Annotated in this window: 23 protein-coding genes; 15 read left to right on the top strand and 8 right to left on the bottom strand. The window is 63.0% G+C overall.

The features are described from left to right. Window positions 1-68 precede the first annotated feature (68 nt). Complete coding sequence (locus C2L65_RS29140) at window positions 69-326, top strand: hypothetical protein (protein ID WP_042314659.1); 258 nt, start codon at window positions 69-71, stop codon at window positions 324-326. A gap of 129 nt (window positions 327-455) precedes the next feature. After that, on the top strand, window positions 456-1,055 hold the full coding sequence (locus C2L65_RS29135; RefSeq protein ID WP_042314660.1) for a LysE family translocator: 600 nt from the start codon (window positions 456-458) through the stop codon (window positions 1,053-1,055). 17 nt (window positions 1,056-1,072) lie between these two features. Here the strand turns inward: C2L65_RS29135 and C2L65_RS29130 are convergent, their stop codons facing one another. The 5 genes from C2L65_RS29130 to C2L65_RS29110 form a co-directional block, all read right to left on the bottom strand. Next, on the bottom strand, window positions 1,073-2,284 hold the full coding sequence (locus C2L65_RS29130) for a winged helix-turn-helix domain-containing protein (protein ID WP_042314661.1): 1,212 nt from the start codon (window positions 2,282-2,284) through the stop codon (window positions 1,073-1,075). A gap of 176 nt (window positions 2,285-2,460) precedes the next feature. Further along, a complete protein-coding gene (locus tag C2L65_RS29125) occupies window positions 2,461-2,763 on the bottom strand; it encodes a hypothetical protein (RefSeq protein WP_007587740.1) in 303 nt (100 codons plus the stop codon). Window positions 2,764-2,950: 187 nt separating this feature from the next. After that, complete coding sequence (locus tag C2L65_RS29120) at window positions 2,951-4,657, bottom strand: FAD-dependent oxidoreductase (RefSeq protein ID WP_042314662.1); 1,707 nt, start codon at window positions 4,655-4,657, stop codon at window positions 2,951-2,953. Window positions 4,658-4,712: 55 nt separating this feature from the next. Continuing rightward, on the bottom strand, window positions 4,713-5,702 hold the full coding sequence (locus C2L65_RS29115; protein WP_042314663.1) for a DedA family protein/thiosulfate sulfurtransferase GlpE: 990 nt from the start codon (window positions 5,700-5,702) through the stop codon (window positions 4,713-4,715). Window positions 5,703-5,999: 297 nt separating this feature from the next. Further along, window positions 6,000-6,251, bottom strand: a complete 252-nt coding sequence (locus C2L65_RS29110; RefSeq protein ID WP_007587731.1) for a hypothetical protein — start codon at window positions 6,249-6,251, stop codon at window positions 6,000-6,002. A gap of 415 nt (window positions 6,252-6,666) precedes the next feature. Between C2L65_RS29110 and C2L65_RS29105 the strand changes: the two genes are divergently transcribed. Then, the gene (locus C2L65_RS29105) at window positions 6,667-7,188 is read left to right on the top strand and encodes a methylated-DNA--[protein]-cysteine S-methyltransferase (protein ID WP_042314688.1); all 522 of its coding nucleotides are present in this window, start codon (window positions 6,667-6,669) and stop codon (window positions 7,186-7,188) included. A 153-nt stretch (window positions 7,189-7,341) separates the two neighbouring features. On the opposite strand, the gene C2L65_RS29100 is transcribed toward C2L65_RS29105, so the two are convergent. After that, window positions 7,342-9,018 carry a methyl-accepting chemotaxis protein gene (locus C2L65_RS29100; protein WP_042314664.1) on the bottom strand — a complete coding sequence of 559 codons (1,677 nt, stop codon included), beginning with the start codon at window positions 9,016-9,018 and terminating at the stop codon, window positions 7,342-7,344. A 473-nt stretch (window positions 9,019-9,491) separates the two neighbouring features. Here C2L65_RS29100 and C2L65_RS29095 point away from each other — a divergent pair, with 473 nt between their 5' ends. Next, window positions 9,492-10,601 carry a porin gene (locus C2L65_RS29095; protein ID WP_042314665.1) on the top strand — a complete coding sequence of 370 codons (1,110 nt, stop codon included), beginning with the start codon at window positions 9,492-9,494 and terminating at the stop codon, window positions 10,599-10,601. Window positions 10,602-10,613: 12 nt separating this feature from the next. Here C2L65_RS29095 and C2L65_RS29090 read toward each other — a convergent pair whose 3' ends face one another. Next, window positions 10,614-12,956 (bottom strand): putative bifunctional diguanylate cyclase/phosphodiesterase, encoded by a 2,343-nt coding sequence (locus C2L65_RS29090; RefSeq protein WP_042314666.1) that lies wholly within the window; start codon window positions 12,954-12,956, stop codon window positions 10,614-10,616. Between the two features lie 666 nt (window positions 12,957-13,622). Here C2L65_RS29090 and C2L65_RS29085 point away from each other — a divergent pair. The 6 genes from C2L65_RS29085 (at window position 13,623) to C2L65_RS29065 (ending at window position 18,891) form a co-directional block, all read left to right on the top strand. Next, window positions 13,623-15,644, top strand: a complete 2,022-nt coding sequence (locus tag C2L65_RS29085; RefSeq protein WP_042314667.1) for an acyl CoA:acetate/3-ketoacid CoA transferase — start codon at window positions 13,623-13,625, stop codon at window positions 15,642-15,644. 103 nt (window positions 15,645-15,747) lie between these two features. Next, window positions 15,748-16,002, top strand: a complete 255-nt coding sequence (locus C2L65_RS29080; protein ID WP_042314668.1) for a DUF6723 family protein — start codon at window positions 15,748-15,750, stop codon at window positions 16,000-16,002. A 104-nt stretch (window positions 16,003-16,106) separates the two neighbouring features. Next, window positions 16,107-16,346 carry a DUF2442 domain-containing protein gene (locus tag C2L65_RS29075; protein ID WP_042314669.1) on the top strand — a complete coding sequence of 80 codons (240 nt, stop codon included), beginning with the start codon at window positions 16,107-16,109 and terminating at the stop codon, window positions 16,344-16,346. Window positions 16,347-16,525: 179 nt separating this feature from the next. Then, the gene (locus tag C2L65_RS45695; protein WP_156132394.1) at window positions 16,526-16,663 is read left to right on the top strand and encodes a hypothetical protein; all 138 of its coding nucleotides are present in this window, start codon (window positions 16,526-16,528) and stop codon (window positions 16,661-16,663) included. Between the two features lie 451 nt (window positions 16,664-17,114). Beyond that, complete coding sequence (locus C2L65_RS29070) at window positions 17,115-17,582, top strand: DUF2844 domain-containing protein (protein WP_042314670.1); 468 nt, start codon at window positions 17,115-17,117, stop codon at window positions 17,580-17,582. 16 nt (window positions 17,583-17,598) lie between these two features. Next, a complete protein-coding gene (locus C2L65_RS29065; RefSeq protein ID WP_042314671.1) occupies window positions 17,599-18,891 on the top strand; it encodes a DUF3443 domain-containing protein in 1,293 nt (430 codons plus the stop codon). A gap of 108 nt (window positions 18,892-18,999) precedes the next feature. Here the strand turns inward: C2L65_RS29065 and C2L65_RS29060 are convergent, their stop codons facing one another. Continuing rightward, window positions 19,000-20,403 carry a GntP family permease gene (locus C2L65_RS29060; protein ID WP_042314672.1) on the bottom strand — a complete coding sequence of 468 codons (1,404 nt, stop codon included), beginning with the start codon at window positions 20,401-20,403 and terminating at the stop codon, window positions 19,000-19,002. 451 nt (window positions 20,404-20,854) lie between these two features. On the opposite strand from C2L65_RS29060, the gene C2L65_RS29055 reads away from it, so the two are divergent. From C2L65_RS29055 to C2L65_RS29035, 5 genes are all read left to right on the top strand, one after another. Beyond that, the gene (locus tag C2L65_RS29055) at window positions 20,855-22,315 is read left to right on the top strand and encodes a sigma-54 interaction domain-containing protein (RefSeq protein ID WP_042314673.1); all 1,461 of its coding nucleotides are present in this window, start codon (window positions 20,855-20,857) and stop codon (window positions 22,313-22,315) included. A 74-nt stretch (window positions 22,316-22,389) separates the two neighbouring features. Then, a complete protein-coding gene (locus C2L65_RS29050; RefSeq protein ID WP_042314674.1) occupies window positions 22,390-22,959 on the top strand; it encodes a BON domain-containing protein in 570 nt (189 codons plus the stop codon). Window positions 22,960-23,033: 74 nt separating this feature from the next. Beyond that, complete coding sequence (locus C2L65_RS29045; protein ID WP_052427008.1) at window positions 23,034-23,312, top strand: hypothetical protein; 279 nt, start codon at window positions 23,034-23,036, stop codon at window positions 23,310-23,312. A 456-nt stretch (window positions 23,313-23,768) separates the two neighbouring features. After that, the gene (locus tag C2L65_RS29040) at window positions 23,769-23,972 is read left to right on the top strand and encodes a hypothetical protein (protein ID WP_007587705.1); all 204 of its coding nucleotides are present in this window, start codon (window positions 23,769-23,771) and stop codon (window positions 23,970-23,972) included. 46 nt (window positions 23,973-24,018) lie between these two features. Continuing rightward, a complete protein-coding gene (locus C2L65_RS29035; RefSeq protein ID WP_042314675.1) occupies window positions 24,019-24,288 on the top strand; it encodes a hypothetical protein in 270 nt (89 codons plus the stop codon). Window positions 24,289-24,379: the final 91 nt, after the last annotated feature.

Raw genomic sequence — 24,379 nt, 5'->3', positions numbered from 1 at the left:
ACACGATCGGTATATATATAACGACAGAACCCTTTGTGTACGAGCCATGACAGGAGCGACGATTCATCATGACGCCCGACGATCCCGACAAGCAGCAAACTGGCGGTCAGCCGGACCTCGAACACCTCGACGCAGCCGTATCGCACGTGAACGAAATGGTGTCGTCGGGCAATATCGCGGCGAGCGCGGCCCGCGGCATTCTCTATAGTCTGATCGAGACGCTCGGCACGCTGGTCGGCGACCCGGACCTGCCGGAACATGCGCGTTCCGGCTACGAAGGTCTGCTCGAAACGGCGCGTGAATTGCGGGTCAAACTCGATCACTGAACGTGTGTCGCGCTGCATGCGGCGGCGCTTTCGCGTACGCCGCATGTGGGCGTTTTCTTGACACGATTCGGCACTTTCGCGCGATTGTGATACAAAGGGCGCTCGTTCCGACCCGCCCGTTTTCACCTGATGCTTTCTCCTACCGATACCGCGCTGCTCGCGCTCGGCATCATCGTCGTGCTGATCACGCCAGGCCCGACCAACACGTTGTTGGCCGCCGCTGGCTTGCGCCAGGGCGCGCGCCGCTCGTTGCCGCTGATCGGCGCGGAGCTGGCCGGTTATCTCGTGTCGATTTCAGCGTGGGGCCGTTTTCTCGCTCACGCGGCGCATACGCTGCCGTGGCTGCCTTCCGTGCTGCGCATCGCGAGCGGACTCTACATCGCGTATCTGGCCGTCGACATGTGGCGTGCAGCCGTGGCGCTGCCCGACGCGGCGCAACCGGCGAACGGGCCGCGCGCGCTGTTCGTCGCCACGCTGCTCAATCCGAAGGCATTGCTGTTCGCGGGCACGATCTTCCCGTCGATCGCGTTCGAGAACTTCGCAACCTATGGTTTTTCGATGTCGCTGTTCGCGTGTCTGCTCGCGCCCATCGCGCTTGCGTGGATTTCGTTCGGCGCGGCGCTCGGCAGCGGCAAGCTCACTTGGCTCGACCCGGTGAAGATGCAGCGCGCGGCGTCGATCGTGCTCGGGATGTTTTCGTTGTCGCTCGCGTGGGCCGCGTTGCACTGAACGCGTAGATCGCTAGTTCAGTCGTCGGCGGCGAGCGCGGATCTGAGTTCGTCGGGCGCCGAGGTGATCTGCAATTGCGGCGTGCCGTGCCAGTCGGCGCAACGCTGCAGCGCGCGGCGTAAATCCGACGTCAGCCGGCCGCTCACGCGCACGCCCGGTTCCAGATGCAGCGCCTTCAGTTCGAATACGCCGCTCGCGCGGTGCGCTTTCGCGTCGACCCGGCCGATCAGCTTGCCGCGATTGAGAATGGGCAGCACGTAGTAGCCGTATTTGCGCTTCGGCGCGGGCACATAGCACTCGATCACATAGTCGAAGTCGAACAGCGCGGCGGCGCGCTTGCGATCCCAGACGACGGGATCGAACGGCGACAGCAGCGTGGTGACCGTTGATGCAACCTTGCCGTCCGCAGCATCGTCGATCATCGGCGCGAAGTCGCGATGCACAAAGGTCGGCTGCTTCCATCCTTCGACGCGCACGGGCGTCAGTTCGCCCTCGTCCGCCAGTTGATGGAGCGCGTCGGCGTAGGGGCGGCGCGGCATCCGGTAGTAATCCGCAACCCAGTCCGAACGCACGATGCCCAGCGCGCGGCAACTGCGCCGCAGCAGTTCTTTTGCGACGGCATCGACGGGTTGCAGGTGGCGCTTGTCGTTCCAATGCGGCAACACGCGCTCGGTCACGTCGTAGACACGCTGAAAGTTGCGCCGCTCCGCGACCATCAATTCGCCGATCGCGAACAGCACTTCCAGATGCCGCTTCTGCGGCTTCCAGTCCCACCAGCCATTGCTCTTGCCCGCTTCGCGCGCGAAATCCGCCGAGCGCACGGGACCCGTTGCGCGGATGTGCGCGAGCAGATCGTCGATCTCGGCGCGGTACTGCGCGTGCCAGTCGGCGGCGTATTTCCAGCCCATGTCGCCTGGATCGAGCATCCGGTGGCGCATCAGGCCGTAGTCCTCGATCGGAAGAAAACACGCTTCGTGCGCCCAGTATTCGAACAGCTTGCCCTCGGCGAGATGCTCGTCGAGCCATTGCGGCTGATACGGTCCAAGACGGCTGAACAGCACGAGATAAGGACTGCGCGCGACGACATGGATCGTGTCGATCTGCAATTGCGCCATGTGCCGGATGGCGTCGAGCACATCGGCTTTGGTCGCCTTGCGGCGCGGTGGGAAGAGCAGGCCTTGAGCGGCCAGATGCAGGGTGCGGGCGGCGGGCAGGGGCAGTGTGATCACGCGGTCGGCGTCGTAGCGGCGTTGTAGCGATCCGGAAGGCGAACCGTCGAGCGAAACCCGACTCGCGCTGTTCCAGGGGCGGCATGGTGTCTTGCCATGCCGGACTTGTCGCTACTGTAGCGTGATCGGTGGAAACGCACCGTCAGATGGCATTTGCCGTCGCGGTGCGTCGCCCGTTACCAGCGCCCGTGGTGATGACGTCCTTCCCAGCCGCGATGGCGGCCGTGATCGTGCCAGCGCGGACCGCCACCCCAATAGCGGGGCCCGTAGCCACCATATCCACCGTAGTAGACGGGCGGCGGCGGTGCGTAGACCACGGGGGGCGGCGCGTACACGACAGGCGGCGCATACACGACAGGCGGCGCCGCATAGACAGGCCCGCCCAGATACACGCCGACGCCGACATGCGCCGACGCAGCCGTCGATACGCATGCAGCGGCAAGTCCGATTGCCACCAATACCATCGCACGTTTGATCATGCTGTTCTCCATCCGTCCCAAGCCGATTGCTAACTGAAGCCTGACTTGATCTTACGAAGTAGAAAGCATCACAGGTGCAAGCAGACGGTGGCTTATGTAACAACCAGTAAGCAGGCTGACGAGCGAAGAAAAGAAGAAGCGACCGGCCCGCGCGGCGAAGCGCGCAGGCCGGTGCAAAACGGAAGGATCAGGCGCCGAGCGCGACGGTCGTTTCGCCCGCGAGCTGGGCGAGCATCGTGTGGATCTGCGCGACAACCTGTGCGCCTTCGCCGACGGCAGCCGCCACGCGCTTCGTCGATCCTGCGCGCGCGTCGCCGATCGCATACACCCCTTCGACAGACGTATTCAGATCGCACGCCGAGTTCGCGCCCGTAATCACGAAGCCCTTCTTGTCCAGTTCGACGCCGCAGCTGCGCAGCCAGTCCGTATTCGGATCGGCGCCCGTGAACAGGAAAAGATGCCGCGAATCGAAGCAGTCGCGCCCGTCCGCGCATGGGTTCTTCAAGCCGATCTGCTCGAGCCCGCCTTCGCTGCCTTCGAGCCAGCCGATCTCCGTACCCGGATACACGGTGACGTTCGGCAGCGACGCGATCCGGTCGATCAGATAGCGCGACATCGTCGCCTCGAAGCCGCTGCGGCGGATCAGCACGTGAATGTGCTTCGCATGCGAAGCCAGATAGACGATGCCCTGGCCCGCCGAATTGCCGCCGCCGACGAGCACGATTTCCTCGCGCTTGCACAGCTTTGCCTCGACAGGCGACGCCCAGTAGTAGATGCCACGGCCGTCGAAGCGGTCGAGCCCGTCGATCTCGGGCCGACGATACACCGCGCCGCTTGCGATCACGATCGTCTGCGCGCGGATGCTGCCCTGACACTGCAGTTCGAGCCGGTACGGACGTTCCTCGCAGTGCAGATGCTTGACCTTGACGGGAATCGCGACGTGCGCGCCGAACTTCTGCGCCTGCACGAACGCGCGGCCGGCGAGCGCCTGGCCCGAAATGCCCGTCGGAAAGCCGAGATAGTTTTCGATGCGCGAACTGGCGCCCGCCTGGCCGCCCGGCGCACGGCTGTCGAGCACGATCACCGACAAACCTTCCGAGGCCGCGTACACGGCCGTCGCGAGCCCCGCGGGACCCGCGCCGACGATCGCCACGTCGTACACGTGCTCCGAGTCGAGATCGGGGATCAGGCCGAGGCATGTTGCCAGTTCAGGGTCGCTCGGATGGCGCAGCACCGAGCCGTCCGGGCAGATCACGAGCGGCATGTCCTCGGGACCGGCCGCGAACTGTTCGATGACGCGCAGCCCGTCTTCATCGCGTTCGTCGAGCACGGTATGCGGATGACCATTGCGCGACAGGAAACCTTGCAGCGACACCAGCCGCCGGTCGTTGCTCTGACCGACGATGATCGGCCCGCCCGCGCCGCGTTCGATCAGCCCGACGCGGCGCAGAATCAGCGCGCGCATGATGCGCTCGCCGAGTTCGGCTTCCGCGACGATCAGCGCGCGCAGCCGCTCCGGCGAGATCAGCAGCGCTTCGACGTGTTCCAGCGCCAGGCCGTCGACGAGCGCCGGCTTGCCCGACAGCTGGCCGACTTCGGCGAGGAATGAGCCTTGATGGTGTTCGTTGACGAGCATCTCGCGCCCGAGCCCGTCGCGCTGAAAGACTTTGACCGAGCCCTTCAGTAACACGAACATGCCAGGGCCGGTGCTACCCGTGCGACACAGCAACTCGCCCGCTTCGAAATCCTGCCGTTCGCCGAATTTGCACAGCCGCTTGATTTCTTCGGGCGTGAGTATGGGAAACATCTGGTGACGCCGTGTCGAAAGCGTCGAGAATGGCGCCTCGTTGACGGCGGCGCGTTGAGCGTCTTCACCCTCTCGCGTTACACCCATCGATTTTGCTCCTTGCTTTGCCGCGCGCCGGAGGCGGCATGCAGCCAATGTCGGTTCAGACTGTCTTCGGCGTGATGCCGATATCCAGCGTCGGCTCGGCCTCTTCGGCGAGCGGTTCGAGCTGGCGGCCCGCGTCGCGCCACGCATCGAGGCCGCCGCGCAACGGAATCACGTCCTTGAAGCCGGCGTCCGCCAATTGCTTCGCCATCCACGCCGCCGACACTTCGTTCGGACACGAGCAATAGATCACGAGCTTCTGGTCGTGCGGATACTTCTCGACGATTTCCTGGAGCTGGCGCTCATCCGCGAATACCGAACCGGGAATCACGAACGGATCGAGCGCGCGCTTTTCCTCCGAACGGATGTCGAACAGCACGGGCGTGCGCTTGTCGAGCATCAGGTCGTACAGTTCGTCGACGTCCATGCGTGCCGTGGCGAGCTTCTTGATCAACTGACGGCGCCGATACCAGCGGTACGCGCAGTAGATGGCCAGCAGCACCACGACGACCACGGCCGTCATCTTGCCCAGACGGCTCGCGCCGGCGAACAGCATGTCGATCTGCTGCGCGAACACGACGCCGAGCCCGAGGCCGAGGCCCGACCAGAGCGTCGCGCCGATGCTGTCGTACGCGAGGAACATGCGGTACGGCGTGCCCATCGCGCCCGCCATCGGAATGGAGACGATCGACAGGCCCGGCACGAACTTCGCGACGGCCAGCACGCGCACGCCCCAGCGGCCGAAGAAGCGCTCGGTCTTCTTCACGCAGGTATCGCGCGACAGCGACAGCTTGCAGAGCGTTTTCAGCGTGTTGCCGCCGTAGATGCGGCCCGCCGCGAACCACGCGCTGTCGCCGATCAGCGTGGCGAACACCGCGAGCACCAGCACGGGCAGCACTTGCGCGCCGACCGAACCGGGATGCATCGCCGCCATCGCGCCGAACAGCACGAGGGAAGGCATCGCGGGCACGGGCAGCCCGATGGATGCGGCGAGCACATTGACGAATACGATAGCAGGCCCGTACTGCTCAACGAGATCATGTAGCATCGGCTTACTTTCGTGACCGTTTCGGCCTCGAAGACGACTGGAAGTAACTAAAAGATTATGGACGGATTTTCAACGCGTGCAAGAGAGGTGCGTTTTGCGTCCGGGTATTGCCGACATGCGGGAAAAGCGCCTGTCGCCTCGGTCTTCGGCGGAAAGGCTTTGGTACGCTCGGTGAACGCCATGCGACGTTCGTCGAGGCGTCAAAGATGATGGTGACTGCGCAAAAAACAAGAGGCGCGGCGCCTGATTCAACCTGCGCCGCGCACTCTTCGTATGGCCATTGATGACTGCAGTGAATTATTGACGGTGGTTATGCTGCTCGCCTGGCAGTTCGGCGCCATGCGCGCGGATGGCTGCGATCAGTTCCGCAGGCGTGATTTCATAACGCACTTCACGGTGAATGCCCGGCTTGCGTTCATCGACTTCGATCAGAAGTATGCCTTTCCCGTCTTCTGTCGATTCGAGGCGCAGTGTGCGCAGTTCGCGACCCGTTGCGTCGTCGTGCTCGGTGAGCAGGGCCATTGCCCCGGAAGACCCGGTGGTGCGCATCGAAAATTCCCTCTTGCGTGATTGAACAACGTTGCCGAACAGGCATTGTAAGGGCAGTGCCCGCGCGCCGTCTGTCGCGTGGCGCTCACACTCTCCGGATTATGCGGGCGAGGCGTGCGCGATGCAGCGAAGGGACGCTGCGGTGCATGCAAATATAAGGCCGGCGCGGCTCCTGGCGGGGTGCCGCGATTTTTTTGCGTGGCAGCAGGCCGGCGTTTCGGGACGCATATGCACGGGCTCCGTGCATGGTCGCGACATACGTTTGCCCGTTGTCATTGCGGTGACGCGTGCGTGTGATGGGTTTCGATCAGCAAGATCCGGGAGGCAGCGCCGTTTGCCGGTGCGATACAGTGGACGCATTCAGAAGGCCGCGCGTGACTTTGCCACCCGGCCTTCGACCATGCAGGAGGATGTCATGAAGCAATGCATGTCGATGCCAAGCCCGCTGGGCGATATTCTGCTGCGCGCCGAAGACGACGCGCTGACGGGCGTGTACTTCGTCGGACAGAAGTATTACCCGGCTGCCGACGGCGCGCTTGCCGCTGCGAACGCGTCACGCGTGCTGCATCAGGCGCGCGAGCAGCTCGACGAATATTTCGCGGGCGAGCGCCATGAGTTCACTGTGCCTTTAAGGATGCTGGGCAGCGCGTTCCAGCGCGACGTGTGGGACCAGCTCGTGCAGATTCCGTACGGCGAGACGGCGAGCTACGGCAGCATCGCGCGGCGGCTCGGCTTGCCGCTTTCCGCATCGCGCGCGGTCGGCGCGGCTAACGGGCGCAATCCCGTGTCGATCATCGTGCCGTGTCATCGCGTGATTTCGAGCGCGGGCGATCTGACCGGCTACGCGGGCGGGCTGCATCGGAAGGAAGCGCTGCTGACGCTGGAGCGGCCGATGTCGAAAGCGCCGCAACAGCTGGAATTGCTCGCGTTCGGTTGAACGCACTCAAAAAAATAGCCCGTCCAAAAGAGGGCGGGCCGCGTAAACGCCGTTGTTACTCGGGTCAGCCGGCCCGTACACAATCCTGGGCGCTGACGAACGTATCTTTATCGGACAAATGCGCGCTGTCGAGATGGTAGTAACGATGATCCATCAGACCAAAGCGTCTTCGTCGACGGCAGCGCGAGCGACGTGAACCGGCGCGGCGGGGTTGCGCAACGCCCTGGCCGCCGGGCGCGCGGCTTTGCTGGCCGCGCCGCCCGCGTCCTGCGCGCCCGCGACAGTGAACAGGCGCACCGCTTCGTCAAGCACGTCGGCCTGTTCCGCGAGACGTTGCGCGGTCGCTGCAGCCTGCTCGACCATCGCGGCGTTCTGCTGCGTCGCGCTGTCCAGATGCGACACGGCCTGATTGACCTGGCCGATGCCGTCCGCCTGTTCGCTGCTCGCGTTCGCCACTTCGACGATCAGCGACGACACGCGTGCCACGGCCTGATCGATCACGGCCATCTGCGCCGTCGTTCGCGCGACGAGTTCGGTGCCTTGCGCCACCTCGTGTACCGTCGTATCGACCACCTGCTTGATTTCCTTTGCGGACGCCGCGCAGCGCTGCGCCAGCATGCGCACTTCGCTCGCGACCACGGCGAACGAGCGGCCCGCCTCACCCGCACGCGCCGCTTCGACGGCGGCATTGAGCGCGAGGATGTTGGTCTGGAACGCAATGCCGTCGATCACGCCCGTGATGTCGGCGATGCGCTTCGATGCCTCGGTGATGCCCGCCATCGTCTGCTCGACCTGCAGCGCGACCTTGCCGCCCGTCGCTGCCGCCGATTGCGCGTCCTTGACGAGATCGAGTGCGCGCACGGTGGCGTCGGCGTTGGCTTGCACGGTGGTCGTCAGTTGCTCCATGGTCGCCGCCGTCTCTTCCAGCGATGCCGCCTGCATTTCCGTACGGCGCGCCAGATCCAGATTGCCTGTCGAAATCTCGTGCGCGGCGTCGAGCATTCCGCCGATCTGCGCGCGCACGTCAGACACGATGGCGGCGAGATTCGCCTTCAGCTGGTTGAGCGCCTGCAGCACGTCGCCGAGATCGTCGTGACGCGCGATGGCCAGATCGGCGGTCAGGTCGCCTGCCGCCATGCGCGTGGCGAACGACGCCATCGCATCGACCGGTTGACCGAGGTGGCGCGACAGTAACTGCGCGGCGGCGGCGCTGACCGCGGCCGTCACGCCGAACGCGATCCAGAACGGCAGCGGCGGCGTGCCGCCCCACGCCGCGAGGCCGGCTGCGAGCAGCGCGACGGGCGCGACCATGTAGCCGATCGTGGCGCGCATCGCGACGGGCAGACGCATCAACGCGTGCAGCTTGCCGACCAACCCCGTGCGCACGACCACGCCCTGATGCAGCCGCACGCCGCGCGCCGCGCCGGCGCGCATCTTCGCGTAGAGCGCTTCCGCCGCGCGCACCTCATTGCGATCCGGCTTCACGCGCACGCTCAGGTAGCCGACGGGCGTGCCGTTCTCGACGACGGGCGTGACGCTCGCGCGCACCCAATAGTGGTCGCCGTTCTTGCGGCGGTTCTTGACGAATGCCGACCACGGGCGGCCGGCGCGGATCGTCGTCCACATGTCGGCGAAGGCTTCGGCCGGCATGTCGGGATGGCGAATCAGGTTGTGCGGCTGGCCGATCAGTTCGTCGCGGCTGTAGCCGGACACAGCGATAAAGGCAGGGTTGCAGTACTGGATCTTGCCCTTGAGGTCGGTTGCGGAAACGAGCATCTGCGAAGACGGGTAGTCGTACTCGTTCTGGGTGACAGGCTGATTGTTGCGCATGACGTTCCTTGGACTGCCGGATGCCTCCGCATCCGAATGGTTCTGTAAGGCTTAACGGCATTGACCCCTGATGCTTTAGGGTTTTCCTGGTATTTGACTCAGGTAAATCGCGCTCGCGCCGATAACACAGAGTTCGGTGCTGCTGCCCTCATAACCGACGCAGTTGCGTCGATTACGAGCGCCTGGCGTCGCATGAAAACAACGCTGGGCGCCGGATATTGGGCGTACGCTTTCGAGACGGGTCCGTCCTGGTGGGCCTTGGTGCGATTCCCCGCGCAGACTGCGGCGCGGCACATTGTTTTCGCTTTACTTCCGTTTCTCGCGAATCCGATAATGGGACTTACTTGCATTTCGTAATCTAGATTACGGGGCACGTTGCGCAAAATTCGACGCGCTCCCCTTGTGCGTGTGGCTGTTGTTCCTATAAAAAGTCGCCTTCCAAGCCGAATCGACTCAACTCAGGGAAGCCAAGCATGTCCGCGAACAAGATCAACAAGACAGCCGCCGCGGCCGCCGTGAGCGCCGCGCTTCTCGCGCTCGGCACGGGCGCACACGCGCAAAGCAGTGTCACGATGTACGGCGAGCTCGACACGGGCCTCGCGTATATCAGCAACGCTGGCGGGCATTCTCAGTGGAAGGCGACGACGGGTCTCGTCGACGGCAGCTATTGGGGCTTGCAGGGTATCGAAGATCTGGGCGGCGGTTATCGCGCGATCTTCCGGCTCGAACGCGGTTTTTCGGTGACTTCGGGCGAGATGTTCAACGACCACCCCTACTACGTCGGGCTCGGCAACGAGCAGGCGGGTACGCTGACGCTCGGCCATCAGTACGACCTCGTTCACGACTATTTCGCGCCGTTCACGTTGACGGGCGGCACAGGCGGCACCGCGTTCGCCCATCCGTTCGACAACGACAACGCGAACAACACCTATCTCGCGGCGAACTCGGTCAAGTATGCGAGCCCGTCGTTCGGCGGCTTGTCGCTCGGCGGCATGTACGCGTTTTCGAACGCGGCCGGGCAGTTTGCGAACAACCGTGCTTACAGCTTCGGCATGAACTACCAGGCGGGCGCGCTGAATGCGGGCGCCGCGTATCTGCATGCGAACGGGCGCGGCAATTCGTCGACGGGCGCTTATGAGCCCGTCGTGCTGCCCAACGCCACCGGCGTATTCGACGCCGCCGTGCAGACGCAGAACACCTACGGCGTCGGCATCAGCTACGCGATCGGCGACTTTACGATGGCGGCGGCGTGGTCGCGCTCTACCTTCACTGGCGTGACCGTGATCGACACGGGCGGCGTGGCGCCGTCCATCGGCTTTTCCAACTACGAGGTCAACGGTGTCTACCAGTTGACGCCGACCGTTGCGCTTGCCGGCTCGTACACGTACACGAAGGGATCGACTTCGCACTGGCACAACGGCGGCGTGCAGGCGGACTATCAGTTTTCGAAGCGCACGGACACGTATCTGGAGGCGATCTATCAGCGCTCGTCGTCGGGCGCGCCGGCCGTCATCAATACGACCGATCCTTCATCGAGCCACAATCAGGTGCTGATCGGCGCGGGCCTGCGGCACAGGTTCTGACAGACGCCCAGTTCACGCCGGGGTGATCAGTCCTTCGGGCGCCTGCGGCATGCTGAGCAGATAGCCCTGCACATAGTCGCAGTTCACCTGGCGCAGAATCTCGAGCTGCGCCGCCTCCTCGACACCTTCCGCGATCACCTCGATGCCCAGCTTGTGCGCAAGGTCGATGACGCCCTCGACGATGGTTTGCGTCGTCGGATCGTGTTCGATCTTCGACGTGAAATGCCGGTCGATCTTCAGCGTGTGCGGCTCGAAATCGGCGAGATACATGAGGCTCGAGTAGCCGGTGCCGAAATCGTCGATGGCGATGCGCACGCCGAGCCGCTTCAGTTCGACGATCGACTTTTGCGCCTGCTTCGGGTTCTTCATCAACGCGGTTTCCGTCAGCTCGATTTCGAGCTTGCCGGGCGGAATGCCGAACTGCTTGAGCGCGCGGTCCACCTCGTACACGATCTGCTCGCTGCCCAGTTGCCGCGCCGACACGTTCACCGAGACACCCAGATTCATCGAGCCCGCCTGACGCCACGCGGCGAGCTGGCGCAGCGCGTTGTCGAGCACCCAGACGCCGACGTCCTCGACAAAGCCGGTTTCTTCGAGCAGCGGAATGAAATCGCCCGGTGAAATCTTGCCCCGCCTGGGGTGCTGCCAGCGGATCAGCGCTTCCGCGCTATGCACCGCGAGCGAATGCGGCTCGTGAATGGTCTGGAAGTGCAGGAAGAACTGGTTGGTGGCCAGCGCCTCGGGCACGTCGCGCTCGAGTTCGAAGTCGCCGATGGTCCGCGCCGCCTCCTCGCCCGCGAACTGATAGCCGTTGCGGCCGGTTTTCTTCGCGGCGTACATCGCGACGTCGGCGCTCGACAGCAGCGCGTCGTGGCCGCTGCCATGCTCCGGGTAAATCGAAATACCGATCGACGCCGTGATGAACGCGCCCGCGCTGTCCTGCAGCCGGTTCTCCGACAGCCCGCCGAGCAGCGCCTTCGCCTGCGTTTCGAGCCCCGCCTTGTCGACCACACTGCCGATCAGCACCGCGAACTCGTCGCCGCCCAGACGCGCGACATACGCGTCGCCCGGCAGCGAGCGGCGAATGATGCTGCCGACGTTACGCAGCAGATGATCGGCGGCGAGATGGCCGAGCGTGTCGTTGAGCACCTTGAAGCGGTCGAGATCGACGAACATCAGGCCGAACGGCCTGCCCGCCGCGCAGCGGCTTTCGATTTCACGCAGCAGCGCGGCGCGGTTCGCGAGCCCCGTGAGTGAATCGGTGTACGCGAGCCGGTCCAGTTCGGCGATGCGCTCCTGCTCGACCGTCACGTCTTCTGTGATGCCGACGATGCGCAGCACATTGCCTTTGTCGTCGAGCACCGGGTAGCCGGTGCTGCGCAGCCAGCGCACCGAGCCGTCGGTTTTTCTGATCCGGTACTGCGCGCGGCCTTCCGACGATTCGGCCATGATGCGCGCCATTTCCGCGTGCAGCGCGGCGCGGTCTTCCGGCACGACCATGTCGCGCCAGACGTGCGGGTTGCGCATGAACTCTTCCGGCTCGACGCCGAATACGTTCGACGAACCCGCCGTGATGTAATGAAAATATTCGAAATTCGCGCTGTACGAAAAGAACACGAGTTTGACGTGCGCTTCCATCTCCGACATCAGCTCGCTCTTCGCGCGCAGTTGCTGGAGCAGTTGGGTCTGGCTCGTGATGTCGAGCGATGCGCAGACCACGGCGACGACCTTGCCGGCATGGTCTTTCACAGGAATGAGTTGCGAATCCCACCACTTCGGCTGGCCTGTGGTCGTCGTGCAACTGCCGCGAAACGAGGCGGGCGTGCCGTTCAGCGCGCTCCTGAAAGCGGCCGTAGCGAGGTCATTGTCGTCGCCTTTCCAGAAGCCGAGCCAGTCCGCGCCCGCCAGTTGCACGGGCGACGCCGCTTCCATCAGCGTCGCGCCGTAGTCGTTGATGCGCAGCATGTGCCCTTGCAGGTCGAGCAGCTTGACGCAATCGCGGCTCGCATCGAGAAACGAACTGGCGAGCGCCGTGGTTGCCGCCTGCCGCGCCTTTTGCGCGGCGAAGCGCTGGCGCGTCACGATCATCGCGATGGCGCCCGCCGTCGCGCCGACGGCAACCTGCACGCTGAACGGCGCGCTCGCCGGCCCGCGCAGGGCCATTTGCAGCGCGATGCCCGTCGCACCCGCGCCGATTCCCGTGGCAACGCTGACCGCGAAGCCGAACGGGCCGACCGGGCGGCGGTTCGACCATGCGTCGAGCAGCAGCGCGAGGAAGTGCTGGTCCTGGCGCGATCTGTCTTCGCCGTGCCGGCGCAGCGCACGGCGCCATTTCAACGTGAGGCTCGTCGGCATGTCCGGACTCGCCTTAATGCGCGCGCAATGCGCGGAGCGGGCGCAAAAGCGGCGCCGTAATAAACGCAGTGCGTGCCACGGACGTGAGTGAACTCACGCGCGCCGCGCATCGTGCGTCGATCGGATGGGGAAGTGTTTTGCCTTTCATGGTGGCCAGCCGCTTCGGCGGTAATTGTTGCTGCGCTTGCGGACGGCGCTGCTCTCTACGTTTACGGCGCGCCGGTGCATTTGTTTAGCCCATACGATTGTGCCTCTTTTTGAGGGGCTCGAACTACCTCGTCGTTGGTCACGCAACGACGCACATGCCGAATATCTTTTCTTAATGCGCCATGCATCGTTTTAACAAAGAAATGACGCTCAATGGAGAAAGCTCTGCTTACCTAAGCTTTCTCGCAACATCGAAAAAATGTGGCGAAAAGAATAGGTGAGTCGCTTTTAAATGAACGCCGGTTCGGCGAATTCGGACGCCTGAACGCCGTTGCCAATAAATGCTGACGATCGCTCTGCGGCTTGCTAAATTGCATGGTCAGGCACCGCAAATAAAACCGCGCGCCTGCCGGTTGCACCTTGAGTGGCGCAACCCGCTACGGCGTTGTACGAACCGGTAGCAACCATCTTGCATGGGACGCTGAAGCGCTGATTCTGGTCAACAAAAAAGGAGACCCCATGCGCGCCGTATTCCAGTACCCGTTTCCCGTGACCGAGCGCAAGGTTGGGCGCAACAAGGTCGTCAGCGCGCGCGCCGCGGTCGAACTGATCCGTGCGGGCGACACGCTCGCGACGGGCGGTTTCGTCGGCGTCGGTTTCGCCGAGGAAGTCGCAATCGCGCTCGAAGAGCGTTTCTTCGATGCGAACGCGGCGACGTCGGGCGGACCGGGCGCATTGGGGACGCCCGATGCGTCGAGCGCGCATCTCGACCTCACGCTCGTGTACGCCGCCGGCCAGGGCGACGGCAAGTCGAAAGGGCTGAATCATCTCGCGCATGAAGGGCTGGTGCGGCGCGTGATCGGCGGGCATTGGGGGCTGGTGCCGAAGCTGCAGCAACTCGCCATCGACGGCCGCATCGAGGCGTACAACCTGCCGCAAGGCGTGATTTCGCACCTGTTCCGCGATATCGCCGCGGGCAAGCCGGGGCATCTGTCGACAATCGGCCTCGGCACCTTCGTCGATCCGCGCCACGGCGGTGGCAAGCTGAACAGCCGCACGGCGGAAGATCTCGTCAGGCTGATGGAAATCGACGGCAGCGAGTATCTGCTCTACAAGACCTTTCCAATCGACGTCGCAATCATTCGCGGCACCACGGCCGACGCGAACGGCAATGTCACGATGGAACGCGAGGCGCTCACGCTCGAAGCGCTCGCCATCGCGATGGCCGCGCGTAATTCGGGCGGCGTCGTGATCGTGCAGGTCGAGCGGCTCGCCGATACGAACACGCTCAATCCGCGCGAGGTGAAGATCCCCGGCATCATGGTCGATTGCGTCGTGGTTGCGCGGCCCGAGCATCATTGGCAGACGTTTGCCGAACCGTATTCGGCCGCCTTCGCCGGCGAACTGCGCGTGCCCGCGAGTTCCGTGGCGGCGATGGAGTTGACCGAGCGCAAGGTGATCGCGCGCCGCGCGGCGATGGAACTGATGGCCAATAGCGTCGTGAATCTGGGCATCGGCATGCCGGAAGGCATTGCGAGCGTCGCGAACGAAGAAGGCGTGATCGATCTGTTCACGATGACGACGGAGCCGGGCGTGATCGGCGGCATTCCGGCGGGCGGGCTGAACTTCGGCGCGGCGACGAATACGCAGGCCATCATCGATCAGCCGTATCAGTTCGACTTCTACGATGGCGGCGGTCTCGACCTCGCGTTTCTCGGCCTCGCGCAGGCGGATCGGCAGGGCAATCTCAACGTCAGCAAATTCGGGCCAAAGCTCGCAGGCGCGGGTGGCTTCATCAACATCAGCCAGAGCGCGAAGCGCGTGGTGTTCGTTGGCACGTTCAACGCGGGCAATCTGGACGTCGCGATCGAAGACGGGCGCTTGAAGATCCGGCGCGAAGGCAAGAGCCAGAAGTTCGTCGATGAAGTCGAGCATCGCACGTTCAGCGGCGAATATGCGGCGAAGCGCGGGCAGCACGTGCTGTACATCACCGAGCGCTGCGTGTTCACGCTGACGCCGCGCGGGCTCGAACTGACGGAAGTGGCGCCCGGCGTCGACGTGGAGAACGATATCGTCGCGCAGATGGGTTTTAAGCCGATCATCGAGCGCCCGCCGCGCCTGATGGACGAGCGCATCTTTCGCGACGCGCCGATGGGACTGCGCACGCTGCTGCTTTGCCTGCCGCTCGAAGAGCGCTTCAATTACGACGCGGAGAAGAACATGTTCTTCGTCAACTTCGAGGGCTTGCAGGTGACGACGCAGGAGCAGATCGACGCGATCTGGCAACAGGTCGCTTCGCTCCTGTCGGGTGTGCGGTTCAAGCCGCAGGCAATCGTCAATTACGACAATTTTTCGATCAATCCCGAGCTGATCGACATCTATTCGACAACCATCACGAAGCTCGTCAACCAGTTCTATTCGAGCGTGACGCGCTACACGACGAGCAGCTTCCTGCGCATGAAGCTGGGAGACGCACTGGAACAGCGCGATGTCGCGACGTACATCAACGAACGGCCCGGCGACGCGTCGACGCACCGCTGAATACGCGCTTGAATGCGTATGGGGTTCCTGACATGAACCGCTCACAGTGAGCGTGCGAAAATAGCGCTTTTCGCACGACAGTGCATGCATTCAAGACGTCATCATGAGCAGTTTCATTCCCAGTGTGCCCGGCAAGAGCGAGGGCGATTTCGAAGTCAGCGCGGGCTCCAAGCTCGCAGGCTACCGGCGCTTTTTCGGCGTGCTGCGCGTGGTGCGCAAGACGGACGGGCGCCTGCTCTTTCCGTTCGACGGCGCGCCCGATCTCGGTCCTTATCCAACGAAAGAAGAAGCGCTCGCTGCGGCGCAAGTGTACGGCGAGCATATCGTCGAACATGATCTCGCGCGGCCCGAACTGTAAGCGGTTTCTGCGCCGCGATTTTTTCTGTTCGTGCCCCGTGCAATGCGCTTGAAGCGAGCGGCTGGCACGACTATCGTTTGAGTGGACCCCTGCGGGAGGCAATCATGCGTGCCGATGCCGTCGATGTGCATTTCGATAATGCACACCTGTTTCTCGATCTGTCCGACGGCCGCGCCGTCGAGTTTCCACTCAACTGGTTTCCCACGCTCGCTGCGGCAACCGAAGCGGAGCGCGAGCACTTCGCTATTTCGATCGACAAGCAGCAGCTGATCTGGCCTGAACTCGACGAGGACATGGATGTGACGGCATTGTTGCTGTCGCTGCCGGAGTCGATGCGCCACTAGAGACGGCGCTTTCCGTCGATGCACGAGGACGGCGCCGTATGGCGTCGTCCTGATTTTGTTCGTCTGCCGATCGCATAAACGCGGGCGGCTCCGGCCGCATGCGTTAAAATAATCGCTTGGTGCCAATCGGAGCTTCTGTGCGATCTGTCGTTATTTATCTCACGCCTTCCCTGGACACCATGACGGAATCTGTATCGGCTTCAGGCACGCGCGAGGTTGGCGCCGACCTGGATCGCAATGCGAAGGTCGAACATGATCGGGGAGACATCGTCGTCGAATCGATGACACACGATGGTCCGTCGGTTCAGGCTCTCTAACAAGAACGAATAAAACGGCGCGCTTGCTTTCGGGCAGCGCGCCGTTGTTGTTTGTGCGCGCTTCTCAAGCCATTTCGTCGCACGGATAAAGCATCTTTAAAGCCGCATTACATGACGAGAGCCCGGCGTCGAAAAGATTAATTTAATCTTTCTATACATTTCATTCTGCTGTCTGTTTGAAATTGACTCTCGATTTGCAATGCGGATATTGCAAGAGAACTTCGGCTTTTCTCCCGCGTCTCCCTTCAGTTTAAAGCCCTCATACCGTTAACAGAATTTGATCTCCATCATGCTTTAGCCAATGCATGGATAAATGCAAAAAGCATGAGTGAAGATCTAAGTGGTAGTAGTGCCTTTAAAGATGTGATGGAAGCAAAATATCAAATCGCTCGCATGTCGTGAGCGAACGGGGATTGGCTTCAATCGAAGAAAAAATAAACCGAGGACTTGAATGAAGTTACGTTTGCAATGCCTGTTGGCAGCAGCCGCATTCGCCAATTGTCTTGCCGCTCACGCGGCGCTTGGCTCGTCTCCCACCTACACCGCAACAACGACTGCAAGCTCGACTCAGGCTGTCATGCGCCTGAGCGCAACGGCCGTGCCCTACACCGTCAGTGAAGCGACGCTCACCGACGGCACGCTGGTACGTGAGTACGTCGGTCAATCGGGCGTGGTCTTCGCCGTGTCCTGGCACGGCCCTCACATGCCGGATCTCAGCTCGCTGCTGGGCAGCTACTTTGCGGGCTACCTCGACACCGTCAATCAACAGCATGCGCAGCAGGGCAGCGCATTCGGTCCCGCGACGGTGCAGCGTTCGGATGTCGTGGTCCAGACGGGCGGCCATATGGGCGCATACGTCGGACGTGCGTGGTTGCCGACGGGTCTTCCCGCTGGCGTGAGCAGCGACGATATCCAATAAGGCGAGGGGACTGAAAATGCGTGCATTGAAATGGATTCTTGCCGTCAGCGGCATGTGTGTGGCGCTGGCTGGATGCGGCGGAGGCGGCGGTTCGTCGAACACGTCGACCAGCAGCGCGTCCGGCACGTCGACGCCCGCGGCGGCAGTGAGTACCGCGTTCGCCGATCCGACGGCGACGCCCGTGTCGTCGGGCTCGGCGAATACGGTGCCCATCGTCGTTTCGTCGTTCAGCAACGTTCGGAATTTCCCGATGGTGAGCGTGAAGGTTTGCCAGCCGAATAGCGGCGGCACCGGGGTGACCTGCTCGACGATTGACAACGTGCTCGTCGATACAGAGTCGTTCGGCCTGCGTCTGTTCGCTTCCGCCATTCCGACATCGACGTTGAACCTGTTGACGCAGCAGACGCAAAGCGGTCAAACCGTTGCGGAATGCGCATCGTTCGGTTCGGGCAACACGTGGGGCACGGTGCGTGCGGCAGACGTGAGCCTGTCGAGCGAAGTCGCGGTGAACGTGCCAATCCAGGTGATCGCCGATCCGTCGCTGGTCGCGACCATTCCGACGGGCGTAAACGGTTGCCTCGCCGGCACCAACATGACGACGCCCACGGCGCTCGGCGCGAACGGCATTCTCGGTATCGGCACCTCGCCGAACGATTGCGGCGCCACGTGTCAGAACAGCCTCGTCTCGGGTGCCTACTACGTGTGTACGGGCTCGAGCTGCGCCCCGGCGCAGGTGAACGTTGCCAGTCAGGTGACCAACCCCGTGACGAAGTTCACGACCGACAACAATGGCGTGATCGTCGAGATGGCGCAGGTGCCCGATACGGGTGCGGCAACGGCAACGGGAACGCTCGTCTTCGGCATCGACACGCAATCGAACAATGCGCTGAGCGGCACCAGCGCGACCATCTTGCCGACTACTCTCGCGGGAGATATGGATGCCGTGTTCGAAGGACGCACGTACAGCAAGACGGCATTCTTCGATTCAGGCTCGAGCGGTCTGTACTTCCAGAGCACGGTGCTGAGCAAGGCATCGAACGGCTTCTACACACCGGCGGCGCCGACGGGAATGACGGCCGTCTTCACGGCGGCCAATTCCGCTACGGCAACCGTCAAGTTCAACGTCAGCAACGGCGTGACGCTGATCAATTCCGGCAACTACGCGTTCAATAATCTGGGCGTTGCGCTGTTCAATTCGATCGACATCGGCATGCCGTTCTTTTACGGCCGGCACATGTACTACGGCATTTCGGGTCAGCCGGCGTCGTCGGCTGGCGCTGGGCCTTATGTCGCGTACGTGTCCAGCTGAACGTGCGTGACGCCGCTCACGTCTGTTGGACTGATGGGTTGCGCGTGAGCAGAGTGCAATAAAAAAGGGGGCGCAGTGCGCCCCCTTTGCGTTAGTACAGCGGCTTACTTAAACCAGCCCCGTCGCATAGTAAAGCCCGATCACGAAGAACACAGCCAGCGTCTTGATGATCGTCACGGCGAAGATGTCGCGATACGACTCGCGGTGTGTGAGGCCCGTCACGGCCAGTAGCGTAATCACCGCGCCGTTGTGCGGCAGCGTATCCATGCCGCCGCTCGCCATCGCGACCACGCGATGCAGCACGTCCATCGGAATATGCGCAGCGTCGGCGCCCTTGATGAACAGATCCGACATCGCCGCGAGCGCGATGCTCATGCCGCCCGATGCGGAACCCGTGATACCCGCCAGCGAGCTCACCGACACGGCCGCATTCACGAGCGGATTCGGAATGCTCTTGAGCGCGTCGCTGACCACGATGAAGCCCGGCAGTGCCGCGATCACGCCGCCAAAGCCATACTCCGACGCGGTGTTGAGCGACGCGAGCAATGCGCCGCCGACAGCCGCTTTCGTGCCCGAAGCGAAACGTTCCTTCACGCTGCCAAACGCCGTGATGACGACGAGCAGAATGCCGAGCAGCAACGCGCCTTCCACCGACCAGATCGCGACCAGCGACTTGATCGTCGCCGTTACGGGCGCGCCGTGGTTACCGGGCAGCACGTCGGGCGAAACGGTGTAAGTCGCGCCGTACCATTCGGGAATCATGCGCGTGAGCACGAAGTTCGCGACGCCGACCAGAATCAGCGGCGCAATCGCCAGCAGCGGATTCGGCAGCTTGTCGGTTTCCATCTTCTCCGGCTCGTTCAGCAGCGACGTGCCGTAGCCTTCGCCCTTCGCCATCGCCGAGCGGCGGCGCCATTCGAGGAACGAAAGGCCCACGACGATGATGAACAGCGAACCGGCGATACCGAGGCCGGGCGCGGCCCATGCCGTCGTCTTGAAGAACGTGGTCGGGATGATGTTCTGGATCTGCGGCGTGCCCGGCAGCGAATCCATCGTGAACGAGAACGCACCCAGCGCGATCGCGCCCGGCATCAGACGCTTCGGAATATTGCTCTGTCGATACAGTTCCGCGGCGAACGGATACACCGCGAACACGACGACGAACAGCGAGACGCCGCCGTATGTCAGCAGCGCGCACACGGCGACGATCACCGCATTTGCCCGCGAGCGGCCGATATAACGGATTGCCGAGTGAACGATCGACGCGGCGAAACCCGACAGTTCGATCACTTTGCCGAACACGGCGCCGAGCAGGAACACAGGGAAGTACAGCTTCACGAAGACGACCATCTTCTCCATGAAGATGCCCGAGAACACGGGCGCGACGGCGGCGGGATCGACTAGCAGCACCGCGCCGAGCGCGGCGATCGGCGCGACGAGAATGACGCTGTAGCCGCGATAGGCGGCGAACATCAGGAACGCCAGGGCGGCGAGGACGATGACAAAGGCCAATTGAGTCTCCAATGCTTGGTTGTTCTACGTGGACGCGTGCGACAGGGCGCGGCGGCAGGCGCCCGATACTGCAGGTTCCGTGCCATGCCCGTCAGCCGGGCTTCTGCGGCCCGGGCGGCGAAAAGAGCCGCGCGACGATTCGAACGATAGTACAAATTTGTCTCCAAATGGAGACAAATTGCAGTCTGTCGAGTTCGATTCGGCGAAGCATACCTTAATCAGTGGGGTTGTTGCAGGTCTCGTACGTGAGATAATCGGTCCACAAATTGAGACAATACAAAAATTATCAGCCTTGCATGGGATCACGGTAAGCGCTAAAGCGCTAACTATGATCGACAGCTTTGCATGGGATCCTGGTAAGCGCTAAAGCGCTAACCAGTATCGACAGCTTTGCATGGGATCACGGTAAGCGCTAAAGCGCTAACCATGATCGACAGGAGACAGCGACAACATGATGAACGACTGGTCGGGCCTGCCCGCGACCTACAGCGAAGTCCTGCGCCGCGCAATGGACTCGCTCTTCCGCACGTTCGAGAACTTCAGCGAAGGCACCTTCATCGTCGATGCCGACGCGCGCGTCGTGTGGATCAATAAACGCTACGCGGCACGCTTTGGTTTTGCCGATCCGCAACAGGCGATCGGCCGCGACTGCGAAGCCGTGATCCCGAATAGCCTGATGCGCGAAGTCGTGATGACGGGCAAGCCGATCCTGCTCGACATTCTCGAAACTGACCGCGAGCCGCTCGTCGTCACGCGTCTGCCGTTGAAGGACGACGCAGGCAAGACGGTCGGCGCCGTCGGCTTTGCACTCTTCGACGAGATGAAGGCGCTCACGCCGCTCTTCTCCCACTACTCGCGCGTGCAACAGGAACTGATCGCGACGCGCCAGTCGCTCGCGCAGGCGCGCCGCGCGAAGTACACGTTCGCGAGCTTCGTCGGCACGAGTGCGGCCAGTCTCGAAGTGAAGCGCCAGGCGCGGCGCGCGTCGCAAGTCGATTCACCCGTGCTGCTGCTCGGCGAAACGGGCACTGGCAAGGAACTGCTTGCGCACGCGATCCACGGCGCGTCCGCGCGCTCGACGAGGCCGCTGGTCACCGTCAACGTCGCGGCCATTCCCGATACGCTGCTCGAAGTCGAGTTCTTCGGCGCGGCGGCGGGCGCGTACACCGGCGCGGACCGCAAGGGACGCGTCGGCAAGTTCGAACTCGCCGATGGCGGCACGCTGTTTCTCGACGAGATCGGCGACATGCCTTTGCCGCTGCAAGGCAAACTGTTGCGCGTGCTGCAGGATCGCGAGTTCGAGCCGCTCGGGTCGAACCGGATCGTGCGCGCCGACGTGCGGATCATCGCGGCGACATCGGCCGATCTGCCCGCGCTCGTTGCCGCGGGGCGCTTCCGCCCGGACCTGTTCTATCGCCTCAACGTGCTCACCATTCATGCGCCGCCGTTGCGCGAGCGGCAAACGGATATCGAGGCGCTCGCCTATACGATCCTCGAAGATCTGTCGACGCAGGTGCCCGGCGGTCACTTCGAACTGCAGGACGACGCGTTGCGGCTGTTGTGCTCGTACGGCTGGCCAGGCAATGTGCGCGAGCTGCACAACACGCTGGAGCGCGCGGTGATGCTGTCGGACAGCGAGCGCATCGACGCTCGCTCGCTTGCGCCGTTCATCGGGCCCGTGCGCGGACAGGTTGCGTTCGATGCCCCCGCCCACGTGCAAACACCGGCGGCCAGGCTATCGGACGAAGCGCAGCCGCAACAGTGGGCGGACGCGATGGCCGCGTTCGAAAAGCGTTTTATCGACGAAGCGTTGCGCGCGTGCGAAGGACGCGTCACGGAAGCGGCCGCGCGCATCGGCATGGGACGCGCGACGCTGTACAAGAAGATCGCTGCGTACGGCATCGAAGTGTGACCGTCGCCGGGCAACGCCGCCGCGCAGTACGATCGTGATGCTGGCAGCAACGCAAACCCAAAGGAGACCTGGCCATGACACGCTGGATCGTTTGGATCTTGCTGGTTATCACGAGCGCCGCCTGCAATGTGTTGCATGCGCAGGAGGCGTCATCGGCGGCGCCAGGTGAACGGCGCAACTGGTACAACGATCCGTTCTTCACGCTTTCGCACGCGATCGCCGACTGCCCCGTGCCGCTCGGCCCGATGATGACGCACGCACAGATGGAGGACGACGCGCACTATCGCGTGGAGCGAGGCACGACCTGCTGGCTCGCGCACAAATGCACGAAGCCGAATTCCTATCTGTACGACGCGGACATCGCCAGCGCGATCCACGCGCGCTTTACGAACCCGCATGCATTCGACGGCACGAGCGTGTGGATCACGGTGCAGCGCCGCTTCGTCTATGCGGAAGGCTGCGCGCCCGCATCGTTCGACAGACACGCGTTGCAGCAGCAACTCGAAGCGATCCCCGACGTCGAGCAGGTGTTCATGCGCATCGCTGCGAGCGCGCATGGACCGATGCCCTACAAGACGCTTGCGGAACCCGACAGACAGCCGATAGCAGAGCCGATAACTGAACCGAAGCCACAGACTCAATAACACGATAAACGCAACGCAACTCGGCCATGGCACAATCGCGTTCGTCGAAAAACAAGTGGCCAACGGGGTTTTCCATGAAACGCAGTCAAACATCCACGGCGCGCGTCATGCATTGGGTTCGCGGCGCGGCGCTTCCTGTCGTCGTCGCGATGACGGGCGCGCTCGCCGCGTGCAGCAGCGCGCCGCCGCTCTTCGCGCCGGATGGCCAGCCCACCACGCTCGTTCAATGCCCCGCAGGCTCCGACAACTGCGATCAGCAGGCGCAAGCGATGTGTGGCGGCGCGTTCGACACGATACGCACGACGACCCAGAACGGCGTGCGCAGCCTGCTCTACGCCTGCCGCGGAAAGTAAGCAGCACTGCCGCCATGCGGGGCCGCGCTTGCGGCCCGCTGACTTCCTGAAGCACGTCACACCGATATATCGCGCCCTGCATGTCGCGGTTGATGCACATGCATCGACCTGAACCGCTGCGTCTTCGTTGCAGCATTCGCGCAGATCGAAGCATGCATCGGCGGATTTCTCGACCGCTCTGAACAACCACTCGTCATCATGGCCGCGCGCGGCCCGCGAGCGTTGCGCTGGCGCATCGCGCAAGGCGATTCCGTGCGCCGCCCAACGGAACACATCGATATCCTCGTATAGATTTCTGATAGCGGGTGAGGTCGCGCGGCAAGGGACATGCGCTGTCCATCCGATTCCGGGAAGCGTGTGCAGGCAATACAACGACATTGAGAGAGCGGCAGTCGATTTCCCGCGGCACATTTCGTGCTAACCGATGGCGCCTTGCGAGGGACGACGGGGAAGGCAATGAATCACGAGCAGATAGAAAAGGATATTGAGCACCTGGAACACGTCATCTCGCGCATCTCCGCTGCCGACGGCATTCCGCTGTCATACTGGCGCAGCCGTATCGAATCGGTGTTGGTTGCCACGCTGGTGCCGTCTCAGATCAAGCGCGTCCAGCGGCTCATCGACGCGTTGCACGCACTCGAAGTTCGTTACAAGCGCTGAGCGCCGTTACCTTGCGCGCGCCCAGCCTTGCCCACGGGACTCGTTAATGGACAGAGCAGGATTCCCGGCCGCGCGTCTCGTGCGCTCGACGGATGCAATGCAAGGCGATGTCGAACGCGGCGCAGTGGCTCGCGTCGTGACGCTCGCATGGCCCAACGGCGCGATCGGTCGCATCGATGCGCGTGCGACCCGCTTCGTATACCTTCCATCGGACACGTTCAATGGTCGAGGCAAGCCTTCGGCTTCGTCCTGTCGATCGAATCGTTCGGATGGCCAGGCGCCTTCGGCACCCGCTGGTTCCGCGATCCCGTCGTGAATCTGATCGCACGTTTGTTGACGGTGCGCAGTGCTCGTGGATCTCTGACAGCACTACACTGCTACCCGGCACTTTTTAGGTCTGGTACGGT

Source organism: Paraburkholderia terrae (assembly GCF_002902925.1).
Taxonomy (GTDB): domain Bacteria; phylum Pseudomonadota; class Gammaproteobacteria; order Burkholderiales; family Burkholderiaceae; genus Paraburkholderia; species Paraburkholderia terrae.
Note: the sequence above shows the minus strand (reverse complement) of the source record. Positions and strands in the feature narration are given on the sequence as shown.